This window comes from Luteolibacter rhizosphaerae, assembly GCF_025950095.1.
Taxonomy (GTDB): Bacteria; Verrucomicrobiota; Verrucomicrobiia; order Verrucomicrobiales; family Akkermansiaceae; genus Haloferula; species Haloferula rhizosphaerae.
Map to the genome: position 1 here is coordinate 439778 of NZ_JAPDDR010000003.1, position 13059 is coordinate 452836.

15 protein-coding genes are annotated in these 13059 nt (G+C 61.6%); 7 read left to right on the top strand and 8 right to left on the bottom strand.

Going from position 1 to position 13059, the window contains the following annotated elements; all coding sequences use genetic code 11:
- Positions 1-9: 9 nt before the first annotated feature.
- Positions 10-522, top strand: coding sequence for a hypothetical protein (locus tag OJ996_RS07505; protein ID WP_264512846.1), 513 nt, complete (start codon positions 10-12; stop codon positions 520-522).
- On the opposite strand, the gene OJ996_RS07510 is transcribed toward OJ996_RS07505, so the two are convergent.
- Positions 516-695 (bottom strand): hypothetical protein, encoded by a 180-nt coding sequence (locus OJ996_RS07510; RefSeq protein ID WP_264512848.1) that lies wholly within the window; start codon positions 693-695, stop codon positions 516-518. The genes OJ996_RS07505 and OJ996_RS07510 overlap by 7 nt on opposite strands.
- A gap of 40 nt (positions 696-735) precedes the next feature.
- On the bottom strand, positions 736-1869 hold the full coding sequence (locus OJ996_RS07515) for a hypothetical protein (RefSeq protein WP_264512850.1): 1134 nt from the start codon (positions 1867-1869) through the stop codon (positions 736-738).
- Between the two features lie 116 nt (positions 1870-1985).
- Here OJ996_RS07515 and rseP point away from each other — a divergent pair, with 116 nt between their 5' ends.
- A complete protein-coding gene (gene rseP / locus OJ996_RS07520; RefSeq protein ID WP_264512852.1) occupies positions 1986-3422 on the top strand; it encodes an RIP metalloprotease RseP in 1437 nt (478 codons plus the stop codon).
- 646 nt (positions 3423-4068) lie between these two features.
- Here rseP and OJ996_RS07525 read toward each other — a convergent pair.
- The 5 genes from OJ996_RS07525 to lpxK form a co-directional block, all read right to left on the bottom strand.
- Complete coding sequence (locus OJ996_RS07525; protein WP_264512854.1) at positions 4069-4665, bottom strand: hypothetical protein; 597 nt, start codon at positions 4663-4665, stop codon at positions 4069-4071.
- Between the two features lie 172 nt (positions 4666-4837).
- Entirely contained in the window at positions 4838-5422 is a 585-nt protein-coding gene (locus OJ996_RS07530) for a fasciclin domain-containing protein (protein WP_264512856.1), read from the bottom strand.
- 246 nt (positions 5423-5668) lie between these two features.
- A complete protein-coding gene (locus tag OJ996_RS07535; RefSeq protein ID WP_264512858.1) occupies positions 5669-5953 on the bottom strand; it encodes a hypothetical protein in 285 nt (94 codons plus the stop codon).
- Positions 5954-6045: 92 nt separating this feature from the next.
- Positions 6046-6759 carry a Bax inhibitor-1/YccA family protein gene (locus OJ996_RS07540; protein ID WP_264512859.1) on the bottom strand — a complete coding sequence of 238 codons (714 nt, stop codon included), beginning with the start codon at positions 6757-6759 and terminating at the stop codon, positions 6046-6048.
- 99 nt (positions 6760-6858) lie between these two features.
- Positions 6859-8070 (bottom strand): tetraacyldisaccharide 4'-kinase, encoded by a 1212-nt coding sequence (gene lpxK, locus OJ996_RS07545; protein ID WP_264512861.1) that lies wholly within the window; start codon positions 8068-8070, stop codon positions 6859-6861.
- A 101-nt stretch (positions 8071-8171) separates the two neighbouring features.
- Here lpxK and rph point away from each other — a divergent pair, with 101 nt between their 5' ends.
- From rph to OJ996_RS07570, 5 genes are all read left to right on the top strand, one after another.
- Complete coding sequence (gene rph, locus OJ996_RS07550; protein WP_264512863.1) at positions 8172-8957, top strand: ribonuclease PH; 786 nt, start codon at positions 8172-8174, stop codon at positions 8955-8957.
- Between the two features lie 145 nt (positions 8958-9102).
- Positions 9103-9822, top strand: a complete 720-nt coding sequence (locus tag OJ996_RS07555; protein WP_264512865.1) for a type II secretion system protein — start codon at positions 9103-9105, stop codon at positions 9820-9822.
- 128 nt (positions 9823-9950) lie between these two features.
- On the top strand, positions 9951-10673 hold the full coding sequence (locus OJ996_RS07560) for a hypothetical protein (RefSeq protein WP_264512867.1): 723 nt from the start codon (positions 9951-9953) through the stop codon (positions 10671-10673).
- Positions 10673-11425 carry a hypothetical protein gene (locus OJ996_RS07565; protein WP_264512868.1) on the top strand — a complete coding sequence of 251 codons (753 nt, stop codon included), beginning with the start codon at positions 10673-10675 and terminating at the stop codon, positions 11423-11425. The genes OJ996_RS07560 and OJ996_RS07565 overlap by 1 nt, the downstream gene beginning before the upstream one ends.
- Before the next feature lie 3 nt (positions 11426-11428).
- Complete coding sequence (locus tag OJ996_RS07570; protein ID WP_264512870.1) at positions 11429-12148, top strand: hypothetical protein; 720 nt, start codon at positions 11429-11431, stop codon at positions 12146-12148.
- Positions 12149-12191: 43 nt separating this feature from the next.
- Here the strand turns inward: OJ996_RS07570 and OJ996_RS07575 are convergent, their stop codons facing one another.
- Complete coding sequence (locus OJ996_RS07575; RefSeq protein ID WP_264512872.1) at positions 12192-12950, bottom strand: NYN domain-containing protein; 759 nt, start codon at positions 12948-12950, stop codon at positions 12192-12194.
- Positions 12951-13059 lie beyond the last annotated feature (109 nt).

The following is a 13059-nucleotide window of genomic DNA, read 5'->3' on the forward strand; positions in this document are numbered from 1 at the left end:
AAGGGAACGATGAGATTGCCCGCTCCCCTTCAGGCTCTCCAGCGATTCCATGGACAACGGCTGAATCTCCAGCAGCCGGTCTCGAAATGGCCGAATCGGATCGCGCTCGTGCTGGGCACTGCGGCCCTCTTGGCGGCATGCACGCCTCCCGCGCCAGCCACTGGAGTCGCTCCAGTGGACTCCTCCGGCTGGTCCGGCAGTGAGGCCGCCGCCTATCGCTCCGGTCATTCGGATGGCAGCCGCGACAAACGCCAAGGCCGGCCCCATTCCCCGCGTCCCGGCGAGCGCGTCGAACTTGGTAAGCGTGAATACCTCCGCGGCTACGAGGACGGCTATCGCCGCCCCAATGACAACCCGTGGAGCCAAGCCCGCGCTCGCGAGCTAGGCATGAAACAAGGCCAGCGCGATAAACTCGCCGACCTTTCCATGGATCCCGACCGCAGTCTCGCGAAGGAGGTTCCCCAAGCCGTCCGCGACCACTTCAGGAGCGGCTACCGCGAGGGCTGGCGGGCCGCTCAGTAAGTCGGCAGGTTGTCCTGCTGCTGCTCTTGGCCACCATCCCAGGTACGCCCGTGAGCCTTGTTCTCCATCCCGATCCCGAGCTGGCGAAAATCGCGCCCGATCCCGATGGCGGTGTTGCAGGAAGTCAGTGAAGAGACGGCGACGGCGGCCGCCAGCAGAAGCAGCTTCTTCATGGCGAAATTTTGTAATTCAGAATCAGAACGATGCAAATGCTTAATTTTCCTTAAGTTCTTTTCGCAGATTCACGATTTCTTCTCGGATCTCGAAAATCGAATCGCGCAGCGCTTCCAAGGCCCGGCCGTGATCCGGGTCCTCCGCGACCGCCACCAGTTCGCCGCAGGCCGCCAGCGCATCGTTCTGCCAGCACAGGCAACGCTTCAGCATTGCCAGCACGTAGCCCGTCTCGCGCTCGTAGTCGCCGTTCAGGGCTCCCGCCAGCTTTCCGGCCACCTGCATCAGCGCGGTGTTCAGGGTGATCGCCGCCGCGTGCTCGCCTGCGGCCCGGGTCAGGTCGTAGCTGCGCAGCACCAGATCCTGTGCCTTCTCCTGCAGCGGGTGCTGCCGGAACTCCGCCTCCGGGTCCCAGCCCTCATCTTCGCTTTCCTCCGGCTGCCAGCCCGGTTCTGGTGGGGTGGGGGACTCTTTCTCCTGCGCCATCGATTCCAGCAGGCCGTCCCAACCCATCGCGAAGGCCTCTTTCCGCTCCGCATCCGGATCATCCAGATACTTCTCCAGCACCTCCTGATACGCATCCGCCAGCCGGTCGGATTCCTTCAGTCGCTCCTCCCACTGGAATTCGTCCTCTTCCTCCAGGCTCTCGGAGCTCCGGTCCGCCGGCTCGATCCGGCTTACCAGCTTGTTCATGAAGTCCCTCATCGCCTGCATGTTAGCCAGCTTCTGGGCTTCCTCCTCGTCCTCATCCATTTCCCATTGCCGCTCGGACAGCTCGAGTTCGAAGTCGCAGGTCTCGATCACCACCCGCCCGTTCGCCTCGCTGAACCACTCCAGATAGAGCGTGTTCTTCCAGCAGAAGGGGATCTTCTGCCGCGCCGCATACATTGCCGCGAACTCCTCGTCGGATACGGTCGGTACCTTGTTCTTCCGGGAGGCCGTCATGTCGCCCACCACTCCTTGCTGGAGCGGGAAGAGATCCATGTTTGCCTGTGGCTTCGGCGTCGGGTTGCGGAACTTCAAACGCGTCCCCGCGAGGTCGCGCCAGCAGTCACCGGTCAGATCGAGTGCCACCGGTTGCTCGCGACCGAGGATCCACAGCAGCCCCGTGGTTTTGCCTAGGACCGTGTTGTCGATCTCGCCGCGCTCCAGCGCTTCGTCGATTCGCCATGCCACGCTCCCGATTATCGGAATTCCCGCCCCGCCCCGTCAACAGTTGTTGGAGTCGCGCAAGGTTTAACTTCTTGAAGCATTTACAGTCGCAGCTAGGATAGCGGCGCACGCCCTCTTTCATGGAAGCTCTCGTCAAACTCTCGCAGACCGCGCTCCTGATCCTCGTGGTCATTGCGATCTTCAATCTCATCATCTTCGTCCACGAGTTGGGCCACTACTGGGCGGCCAAGTGGCGCGGCCTGAAGATCGACCGCTTCCAGATCTGGTTTGGTAAGCCGATCTGGAGCAAGACCATCAATGGCGTCCAATACGGCCTCGGCTGGATCCCCGCTGGCGGCTTCGTCGCTCTGCCCCAGATGGCGCCCATGGAAGCCATCGAAGGCGGCAATCTCGAGCGCGCGCCGCTGCCGCCCATCAAGCCGCTCGACAAGATCATCGTTGCCTTCGCCGGCCCGCTCTTCTCCTTCCTGCTCGCCTTCGTAGCCGCCTGCACCGTCTGGGTGATCGGCAAGCCCGCGGAAGTCTGGACTACCCAGACCGTGGGTTGGGTTGAGCCCGGCAGTCCTGGCGACAAGGCCGGACTCAAGCGCGGCGACGTCATCGAGGCCGTCAATGGCGTGCCCGTGAATAGCTGGGATGGCACGCTGGACAGCATCCAGCTGAACATCATGACCAGCCGCGGCAGTCACATCGAGTTCAAGGTGGACCGCCCGGATGTCGGCAAGCTCACGCTGCACTCCGAGTTTGAGATTCCCAAGACCGAGTGGTACCAGCGCCGTGCACCGCGTCGCGTCGGCATCGAGCCCATCGCTACCGCCCCGGTGATCATCAGCGATGTCGTCGGCAAGAATGCCCCGGCGGAGAAGGCCGGACTCAAGAAGGACGACGTCATCCTCGCCATCAACGGGGAGGAAATCGTTTCCGATAACCAAGCTCTCTTCCTCATCCAGAAGAACGGCGGCAATCCGCTCGAACTCCGCTACAAGCGCGGGGAGGAAGTGGCCACTGCCACCGTCACGCCGCAGGTTCCCGTCAGCCCCGTTTCGGATCCGCCCCGTTTCCAGATCGGCATTGGCATCGGCCAGGACATCCGTGCCGACGTCCGCCAGGATATCGTCAAGCCCAGCCCGATCCAGCAGATGCAGGAAACCGTCCGGATGATGGTCCTCACCATCGTCGCCGTGGTCTCGCCGGACTCCAGCATCGGCATCCAGCACCTCAGCGGTCCCATCGGCATCGGCAAGGTGCAGTACAATTTCCTCCTCATGGATCACCCGATCCTCCGCATCATCGCCTTCCTGGTGCTGATCAATATCAACCTCGCGATCCTGAACATGATGCCCTTCCCCGTCCTTGATGGCGGGCACATCGTCCTCGCCATCATGGAGTGGATCGCCAAGCGCCCCGTCCGCGTCCGGCTGCTCGAGTACATCCAGCTCTGCTTCGTCTTCCTCCTCTTCGGCGTCATGATCTATGTCAGCTCGAAGGACCTCTTCGACGACTTCGGCCGCGGCGGTGGTGGGAAGAAAGCCACCGAGACCGTCTTCCCCGGCTAATCCCCGGGAGCGCGGAGCCTCCGGCCCGCAGAAGCAACCCTCGTCGTTTGCCTCATCTCAAGCCTATCGGCTACGCGAACTTCGCGCAGCGAAGAAGTCCGACTGACCCGTTTGATCGGACAACTTCAGTCCGCTTGGACAGTCAGGCGAAGCACCTCTCGCGCGCGCCACACCCTCATGTAGCGGAAGGACTCTCGTCCTTCCGGCAGCTCGCGCGCTCCTCTGCATCGCCGTCTCCTAAACTCTAGCGGCCTTCCCGGGAGCGCGGACTTCAGTCCGCTTGGACGGTCGGGCGAAGCACCTCTCGCGCTCGCCACACCCTCATGTAGCGGAAAGACTCTCGTCCTTCCGGCGGCTCGCTGTCACCCCTCGCATCGCCGCTCTCTATTCTCTAGCGCCCCTCCCGGGAGCGCGGATCTTCAGTCCGCTTGGACGGTCGGGCGAAGCACCTCTGCGCTCACCCCGCCCTCCCTTAGCGGAACGACTTCGCCCCCTTCACCAGAAGCTCCAAGTCTCCCACGCGTCCCAACGGAACCCCAACGGAACCCCTTATCATAGCCACACCCGGCGCCGGGTCTCCTCACCACATCATCGCATCCCGTAAGGAATCCTCACGCAGTGAGCGTCCCCTCTAACACCCCCGGTCTCAATACCCTTTCCAGAACATCAGCGCGCAGCCGATCACCGCCACTCCATAAGCAAGGCCGCTCGCGCTCAAAACCTGCCAGCGCTTCTGTGAGGCCGTCGCCCAAGTCACCGCGTCACGGAACAGGTAAGGCATCCCCACGAAGTAAAGCGATGCGATGATCATCGCGAAAGCATAGGTGGGCACCAACAACCGGCTCTGCGGATCTTTCAGGAACGCCGCGTCCAACAGGGGTGCCGCCGCCATCAAACCCAACAAACCCAAGGCCCGCACCGCCAGAAACTCCTTCACCGCAATCCCCACCCCGATGATCGCCAGCGGCACCAAAATCCGCAGGTAGTTCTTCAGCGGGTTGAACTCGCCCAGATCCATCGCCAGCGCATGCAGGATGCCCTTGCCCGGCTTCGCCACCAGCAGCCAGAACCACAGCAGGCCGATCGCCAGCAGCACCTGACCGATCTGCTTGTCGCGCGGGAAACGCTTCAGGAATTTCTGCACCGGCTCCGGCTTCGCTAGCATCACCGCATGCAGGGCCACCAGCCACACCCCTAGGACCAAGCCCGTGCCGTAGAGCGGCAGGCGTTCGTAAAGGTGCATCGCGTTATCCATCTGCGCACGGGGAATTAGGGGAGCACGGGCCCCGGGACAAGGCGGAAGTCACCGGGCCCCTTTCCAATAAACCCGCCATTTTCAACCCCTCCCCGGGATTTGAAGAAAGCCGCCCCCGGCGAACCGGAGACGGCTGTTAGCGGGTCGGAGGAGAAAAGAATCAATCTTCATCCAAGTTCGCGAAGCCATCGAGGGACTTCGGCACCATGACTTCGCCGATCGAGTGCATCACGCCGTTGCTGAGGACCAGGTCGGCCTTGAACACCTTCTTGTCTTCCACCTCGATCTTGCCGCCGGCTTCCACGTCGATTTCCACCTTCTCCCCGTTGGAGGTGGTGACTTCACCGTCCTTCAAGTCCGAGGACGTGAATTGGCCGGGAATCACGTGGTAAAGCAGCAGCGAGCGCAGCTTCTCCTTGTTCTCCGGCAGCAGCAGCTTGTCGAGGGTGCCTTCCTTCAGCTTCATGAAGGCTTCGTCCGTCGGAGCGAAGATCGTGTAGGAGCCCTTCGTGCCGAGGGTGCTTTCAAGGTCCGCCGCTTTCAGCGCCTTCGAGAGGATCGAGAAGGTCACGCCGTCATTGATCGCGGCAGCGATGGTGCCGGGTTCCGCCACCTTGGCCACTGTCGTCTCCGTGGTGGTGGTCGTGGTCTTCTTCGTTTCTTCGGTCTTGGTTTCCTGAGCGGAAACGGAGCTAAGCGGCGCGATCGCTAGGATTAGCGCGAGTCGAGTAAGGTTGGTTTTCATGGCTTTCTTCTGGTGATGGTTCATCCCCGCCCGGACCACAGGCAATCCTGCCCGCGGCCCCCGGCGGGGCTACTGGATCCCCAGACGCAAGCCGGGTGCCACTAACCGCGACTGAGTTAAAAAATATTAACCATTAATGAGTTATGCTTTAGATTGGCTTTGGTCCCTACCATCCTCCCCTGCTTGAACCCTTGCAGAACCAAGCCCGGACCTTGCACCCTGCACCCTCTCACCCGTTTCCGAATCTCATGACTTTTCCTGACCTTTTCCCTCCCGCCCGCGTAGCGCCCAGCCCATCGCATCCAGCACTCCCGCATACGGTCGATCCCTCCCCGCATAGCCTTGGAGCACATGGAACAGGAAGTAGTAGAAGCGGCAGAACCCCCATACCGCGATCGTCAGAAGCCCGAGTCGCGGCCAGCTGAAGTCCTCCACCATCAGCAAGCCCGCAGCGGCAAGACCCAGTATAAGGAATAGCCATCCCTTCAGCCGCAATGCCACCGGACTCTTCAAGTCATCACCCAGCTTCATCCCGCCATCCTGACTCCCTCCCGCCTACACACAAGAAAAGCGGCCGGAGTCACCCCCGGCCGCCTTGAAATCAGTTTTAGGTCTCAGCCCATTCAGTCGCGCGACATGAACAGCTGGAGCACATACCAGAACAGTAGCGCCACGCTCGCGAAGAGCGACAGCGAGGCGGCCACGTGCTGGCCAGGCGCGTAGTGATACATGATCGCGCTGGTGTTGTAGAGGATCGACCCGGAGGCCAGCAGCACCATGGCCAGCGAGAACCAGATGCCCATGCCGCTCATCAGGCCCGGCATGAAGACTCCCGCGAGGATCACACCGAGAGCGATCAGGAAACCGACCTTCAGGAAGCCACCCAGGAAGGTGAAGTCTTTCTTGGTGGTGAAAGCGATTGCCGTCAGGCCCAGCACCATGAAGCCCGTCACCACGCCCGCCTTACCGATGGCTGCGGGATCGTAGAGCGTCGCCATCATGATCAGCGGCAGGAAGATCACCGCCTCCGCGAGGGTGTAGAGAACCAAGCCCGCATACTGTGTGCTCTTGGAGGCGCCGTTGTTCGCCCACTTGTTCGCGATCCAGGAGACTCCCATGAACGCGCCCAGCACGATCAGCCACGAGAAGCGGCTGGCACCCAGCAACTGCAATGCGATCCGGCCGAAGCCCATCTGGATCAGCAGCGTCTCGATCAGCGCGAAGGCACCGATTGCCCCCGCGAGGTGAAGATAGGTCTTCCGCACGAAGTCGGTCCGGGTCTCCATCGGAGCCTCCGAGACCGAGCCCACGGCGTAGGGATTGTAGGAAGAGTTCATAAATCGTCGGAGTTATGCTGTCGGAAGCCCACTGCTTCAAGGACTTTCGAGCGCTAGAGCCGGGCGATTACAAAACCTTCCCGCTTTTCCAACCGTTCCTCAGAGCGCGTAGGCATCCCGATATCGCAGCACCGGATCGCCCGGTGCGGATGGATGGCAGAGCCGCGTGATCAGATCCTCCCATGCCTCGTGGCCCTTCAGGATCTCCACCTCGATCCGCAGGAAGTAGATCGGCACCGTGATCTCCTTCGGGCGTGGGAAACGCACCGCATCCTTCTCCGTCGTCACCACCAGCTCCATGTCCCGCTCGATGCAGCGTTCCATGAACTTGTCGATCTCCTTGCGGGAGAAGCGGTGATGATCGGAGAAGCGCCGCCGGATCTCCACCCGCGCGCCGAGCTTTTCGATGCTGCGCTCGAAACCTTCCGGCACCGCGATCCCGCTGATCGCCGCCGTCCACTTGTCCTGCAGGAACTCCAGCGGCTTCCGCTCGCCCGTGAAAACCTCCTCCAGATAGCGCGGTCCGTGGGTACACTCGATGATCGGAGCCACGCGGTTGTGGCGACGCAGCTTCTCGATCAGGGCGTCGTTCGGCGTGCCGTCACACTTGGTGATCAGGATGTAGCTCGCCCGGCACAGATTCCGCGGCGGCTCGCGCAGGGTTCCGCGCGGAAGCAGGGCGCCGGTGCCGAAGGGAGCACTGCGATCCACCAGCACGATGTCCATGCCATGCGAGAGATGCAGGTACTGCAGGCCGTCATCCAGCACCAAGGTGTCCGCGCCCAGTTGGCCGACGGCGAAGCGCCCGCCCTTGACCCGGTCCTTGTCCACCACCACCGCCACGCCATCCAGATTGCGGGCCAGCATGAAGGGCTCGTCCCCGGCAAATTTCGAATCCAGCAGCAGCGCCCGCCCGGTCGATACCAGCTTCGGCATCTTCTCTGCCGGGAATTTCGTTCCGTCGTTGCTCTTCCAATTCTGCGGCTCCTTCAGACGCCGGCTCTTGTAGCCGCGGCTCAGGATGGCCACGCGCCGACCGCGGTCGCGCAAGGTTTTGGCCAGCAGCTCCACCACCGGGGTCTTGCCCGTGCCGCCCACCGTCAGATTGCCGATGCTCACCACCAGCGTGCCCAGATGGTGCTGCTGGCGCCAGCGCTTGCGGTAGATCTTCAGCCGCGTCTGCACCACCACGCGGTAGACGCCGGACAAGGCGCTCATCGCCAGCCGCATCATGCTCGCCCGGAAGCCTTTCGCCCGGCCGAAAATCACGTCGGAGCCCCAGCGCTCCAGTTCGGCCAGCGTTTCCTTCATCCGCGGCGGCAGGGGACACCGGAACCGCCCCGGAATCCAAGCCCGAAAAGGCAGTCGCCCCGGCTCTTGCCATCGGTCCGCCCCTTCCGTTCACTTTTCCCATGTCTCTCGCTCGCCACGACGGCCGCCAGCCCGACCAGCTCCGCCCGATCTCCTTCATCCCGCACGTCGCCCCGTATGCCGCCGGTTCCGTACTCGTTTCCTTCGGCCAGACCCGGGTCATCTGCACCGCCACCATTGAGGAGGACGTACCCCGCTGGATGAAGATGCAGCGGGTGGAGGGCGGCTGGCTCACCGCCGAGTACAGCATGCTGCCCTACTCCACCTTGGAGCGAAAGCAGCGGGATATCACCCGTGGCAAGCTTGATGGCCGCTCATCCGAGATTCAGCGCCTCATCGGCCGGGCCCTCCGTGCCGTCACCGATCTGAGCAAGCTCGGCCAGCGCACCATCTGGATCGACTGCGACGTGCTCCAAGCGGACGGCGGCACCCGCACCGCCTCCATCACCGGCGGCTGCGTCGCTTTGGCCATCGCGCTGAACCGCCTGATGGCGCAGGGCAAGCTGAAGGCTTTCCCGCTCACCAAGCTCGTCTCCGCCATCTCCGCCGGGGTCGTGGAAGGAAACCCGGTCCTCGACCTCGATTACATCGAGGACAAGGGAGCCGCGGTCGATTTCAACGTGGTGATGACCGAGAGCGGGGATTTCGTGGAAGTCCAAGGGAGCGGCGAGGAGGCGGTTTTCTCGGGCGACGAGATGAGCGCCATGCTGGATCTGGCGAAAAAGGGTGCCGCCGAACTCACCGCCCTGCAGCGCCAAGCCATCTTGGATGCGGACCGGCCCTCCGGCGACTCGCTGGCGGCGCTTGCAGCCGCCTTTTCCCGCTGAGGATGGGCTTCTTTCTCCTTGCACCGCCCCCGGGCGGCCTTAGCTTCACGTGATCCTCTACCGTTTTCGGACGGTGGCGGATTCATATAAAACCGGGGCACTTAGCGGCCCCACTCATAGTAGACCAGTAAACCAAAACCAAAACATGAAAGCCAAATATCGCCAGCACGGCGGTTTCACCTTGGTGGAGCTGCTCGTGGTGATCGTGATCATCGCGGCCCTCGCGGGCCTCTCGGCTCCCGTGATCCTGAAGCAGCGCAAGGCTGCCGACCGCACGGAAGCGCTGAATAACATCCGCCAGATCGGGATGTCCCTGTTCGAATTCGACAGCGAATACGGCACCTTCCCGGACAACAACACGTCGGAAGACGTGAAGGAGAATACCGGAACGAGCCTGAACTTCGCCGGCACCTTCTCGAATGACTACTTCCGCCAGCTCATCGCTGTCGGTCTGAAGTCCGAGAAGCCTTTCTGGTGCAAAACCTCGTTCTCGCCCAAGAAGCCGGACGATGTCTATCAGACCCCGGCCAAGGCGCTGGAAGCCGGTGAAGTCGGCTTCAGCTACATCATGGCTAGCCAGACCGAAGGCCAGAGCAGCTCCGGTGACCCGGGCCGCCCGGTCGTCGTCTCGCCGTCTTACAAGGCTCAGACCGACTGGACCTTCGACCCCGAGCCCTACGGCGAAAAGGCGATCGTCCTGAAGCTGGATAACAGCGCTGCGGCCATGAACATCCGCGTGGACAACAAGTACATCGCGACCGGTGTGGCCGGCCGTTACCTCCAGACCGTGGGTGACAATACCCCCTGGGGTTCCGACGCCAACCCGATCCTCCGTGCCCCGCAGCCCCGCGGCGGTGGCAACTGATCGGATCACGATCGATTAATTCACTCCAGCCGGGGAGCCCTCACGGGCTTCCCGGCTTTTTGTTTCATGGGTGACGGGAGGATCTTGCCCTCCCGTCCGGGTGCTTCCACCTCTGCCTCCCCCGACTTATGTCTGCTTCTCCCGCTTCCCGTCGCAGGAAGGGATTCCGCTTCGCGCATCTCATTCTCATGCTCGTGCTTTTGGCCGGGCTCATCGGAGCCGCCATGCCGTGGATCCGTCGCCAAGGTCCCGCCGCGCGGCAGGCCGAGGCCCTCAATAATCTCCGCCAGTTGGGCACCGCCTTGTTCGAGTTCGACAGAGAGTACGGCACCTTCCCGGACGACGATACGGCAGTAGATGTGAGGGAAAACACCGGAAGCCCCCTGATCTTCTCCGGCACCTATTCGAATGACTACTTCCGCCAGCTTATGGCCTGCGGCCTGACGAACGAAGAGGTGTACTGGTGCAAGACCTCCTTCTCCCCGAAACGACCGGACAGCCAGATCGATGCTCCCACACATTCCCGCTCCGAGGCTCGCGCCTTGGCAGCCGGCGAGGTCGGATTCAGTTACGTCAGAGGCTATTCTAGTTCAGGCATTCCGGGGTGGGTAGTGGTTGCGGCAGCGTCTGACAAAGCTAGGGCGGACTGGACCTTCGATCCGAATACCTTCGGAGGAAAGGCGCTTGTTCTGAAGCTCGATGGTAGTGTTGCTGCATTGACAATTGATCCTGCGACCAAGTTCGTCTTAACCGGAGGGGCGGGCCGTTATATACAAACCATCGGCGCTCGGGTTCCATGGGGATACGACCCTGTCATGGTAGCCCCTCTGCCTGCGATCCCGCCAAGGTGATGAAAAACGAAGAGACATCGCCACCCCAAGCCGAGCCCGCCGAGCTCCCGCCCGTGCGGCGCGATTGGTCTCACTTTGGATGGCTTCTTGTCGTCATCCTCATTGTCATGGCTTTGGCAGGCCTGAGCAGTCCGGTGATCTTGAAGTCGAGAAAGGCTTCGGATCGCACCGAGGCACTGAACAACATCCGACAGATCGGCATGTCGCTGTTCGAATTCGATAGCGATTACGGATGCTTCCCCGATGACCAAACGGCGAACGAGGTCCGCAAGCGGACTCACACGGAGCTGAAGCTCACCGGCGAGTTCTCGAATGATTACTTCCGCCAGCTTCTCGCCGCGGGGCTGAAGTCCGAGAAGCCCTTCTGGTGCCTGACCTCCTTCTCGCCGAAGAAGCCCGACGACAAGTTTCAGCGAGCGGACAAGGCACTTGAACCGGGTGAGGTCGGCTTCAGCTACATCATGGCCGCTCCGACCAAGGGTCAAAGCAGCTCAGGTGATCCCGGCCGCCCCGTGATCGTTGCAGCGTCTTATCAAGCACGCGCCGACTGGACTTTCGACCCCGGAGCCTTCGGTGAAAAGGCAATCGTTCTGAAGCTTGATAACAGCGCTGCGGCCATCAACGTCCGGACGGACAATAAGTTCATCGCGACCGGAGTTGCAGGTCGCTACCTCCAGACCACCGGCGAAAACACGCCGTGGGGTGCAGATGCCACGCCCTTCCTTCGCGCCCCGCAGCCCAAGAAACGCTAATCCATGGCTTCAAGCGAATCGAAACCACCCGCGAGCCGGAGCCAAGTTCGAGTCCTCTGGATTCTAGGAGCAATTGTCCTGATCGCTCTTGTGGTGGTGATGAGGCCGGTGATCATCAAGCAGAAGAAGGCGGTGGCCCACGTAAAGGCCCTGAGCGGCCTGCGCCAGATCGGGGCGTCGCTCTTCGAGTTCGATAGCGAATATGGCAGCTTTCCCGATGATGCCACCGCTTTGAAGCTCCCGGAAGAAGCCAAGGCTGGGTTCAAGCTGAGCGGGGATCACTCGAACGACTACTTCCGCCAGTTGATTGTCGTCGGCCTGAAATCGGAGAAGCCTTTCTGGTGCAAAACTTCATTCTCTCCCCGGAAACCGGACGATGACTTAAGCCCTCTGCAGGCGCTCCAAGCCGGTGAGGTGGGATACAGCTATATCATGGCCGCGCCGGGCTTGGGCCAGAAGAGTTCCGGTGATCCTGGTCGCCCTGTAGTGGTCGCCGCCAGCAAGCTTGGCGGTGCGCTATGGACCTTCGATTCCGACGTGTATGGAGGCAAAGCAGTGGTTCTCAAGCTCGATAATAGCGTTGCAGGGATGAACATCGACGAAGAGAGCGGTTACATTCGGACCGGTGCAAGCGGTCGCTTTCTCCAGACGACGGGAGAGGATACCCCATGGGGTCCGAAGGCCACCCCTTACCTGTTGTTACCTCAGACGCAGGATCAGTAATTCCGCTTTGCCGCGTAACGGAGACATGACGGAAGATCGGCAATCACTTCGCTACCCGCGGCTTGATCAGCACGTGCTTGTCGGTCTTCTGCACGTCGAAGATGCCGATGGCTTTTACCAAATCGCTGAGGCGGGCGTAGCCGTAGTTCCTTGAATCGAAGTCCGGCATGAGCTTGGTGAGGCTGGAGCCGACTCCGCCCAAGGAGGCCCATTCGTCCTCGTCGTCCGTGATGGCTTCGATCGCCTTGCGGATGGCATTGATCAGCTTCTGCTCCTTCTTCAGTTCGGCGCTGCTCAGTTTCTTGATCGTGGTACCCGTGCCTTCTCCTCCCGAGGCTTCCTGTGCGGCGGCTTCGATTACCTCGGTGTAGATGAACTTGTCGCAGGCCGCTACGAAGGGGGCGGGGGTCTTCTTCTCACCGAAGCCGTAGACATTGAGACCCTGCTCGCGGATCCGTGCGGCTAGGCGGGTGAAGTCGCTATCGCTGGTCACGAGGCAGAAGCCTGAAAAGCGGTTGGTGTAGAGCAGATCCATCGCATCGATAATCATCGCGCTATCGGTTGCATTCTTGCCCGTGGTGTAACCGAACTGTTGGATCGGCTGGATCGAATGCTTCAACAATTGGTCCTTCCAGCTCTTCAGGTGATCCTTGGTCCAATCGCCGTAGATCCGCTTCACGCTGGCGGTGCCGTAGGTCGCGACCTCCGCCAGCACCGAAGGAATCACCGCGGCCCGGGCATTGTCGGCATCGATCAGGACAGCCAGCGGGCGGAGCGCGGCATTCGTTTGGGAATCACTCATCTCTTGTTCTTATCCTCTCATCCTTCATCGGGGCCTCAACGAAAAAGCGGCGGTCCATGACCGCCGCCCCATCGAACGCGAACTCGATGTGAACCGTTCGCTGCTTGCG

What these genes read in the sequence shown, in the direction of transcription:
- OJ996_RS07505 (WP_264512846.1), top strand. Translation starts at nt 10, where the DNA reads ATGAGATTGCCCGCTCCCCTTCAGGCTCTCCAGCGATTCCATGGACAA.
- OJ996_RS07510 (WP_264512848.1), bottom strand. Translation starts at nt 695, where the DNA reads ATGAAGAAGCTGCTTCTGCTGGCGGCCGCCGTCGCCGTCTCTTCACTG.
- rseP (WP_264512852.1), top strand. Translation starts at nt 1,986, where the DNA reads ATGGAAGCTCTCGTCAAACTCTCGCAGACCGCGCTCCTGATCCTCGTG.
- OJ996_RS07525 (WP_264512854.1), bottom strand. Translation starts at nt 4,665, where the DNA reads ATGCACCTTTACGAACGCCTGCCGCTCTACGGCACGGGCTTGGTCCTA.
- OJ996_RS07530 (WP_264512856.1), bottom strand. Translation starts at nt 5,422, where the DNA reads ATGAAAACCAACCTTACTCGACTCGCGCTAATCCTAGCGATCGCGCCG.
- OJ996_RS07535 (WP_264512858.1), bottom strand. Translation starts at nt 5,953, where the DNA reads ATGAAGCTGGGTGATGACTTGAAGAGTCCGGTGGCATTGCGGCTGAAG.
- OJ996_RS07540 (WP_264512859.1), bottom strand. Translation starts at nt 6,759, where the DNA reads ATGAACTCTTCCTACAATCCCTACGCCGTGGGCTCGGTCTCGGAGGCT.
- lpxK (WP_264512861.1), bottom strand. Translation starts at nt 8,070, where the DNA reads ATGAAGGAAACGCTGGCCGAACTGGAGCGCTGGGGCTCCGACGTGATT.
- rph (WP_264512863.1), top strand. Translation starts at nt 8,172, where the DNA reads ATGTCTCTCGCTCGCCACGACGGCCGCCAGCCCGACCAGCTCCGCCCG.
- OJ996_RS07555 (WP_264512865.1), top strand. Translation starts at nt 9,103, where the DNA reads ATGAAAGCCAAATATCGCCAGCACGGCGGTTTCACCTTGGTGGAGCTG.
- OJ996_RS07560 (WP_264512867.1), top strand. Translation starts at nt 9,951, where the DNA reads ATGTCTGCTTCTCCCGCTTCCCGTCGCAGGAAGGGATTCCGCTTCGCG.
- OJ996_RS07565 (WP_264512868.1), top strand. Translation starts at nt 10,673, where the DNA reads ATGAAAAACGAAGAGACATCGCCACCCCAAGCCGAGCCCGCCGAGCTC.
- OJ996_RS07570 (WP_264512870.1), top strand. Translation starts at nt 11,429, where the DNA reads ATGGCTTCAAGCGAATCGAAACCACCCGCGAGCCGGAGCCAAGTTCGA.
- OJ996_RS07575 (WP_264512872.1), bottom strand. Translation starts at nt 12,950, where the DNA reads ATGAGTGATTCCCAAACGAATGCCGCGCTCCGCCCGCTGGCTGTCCTG.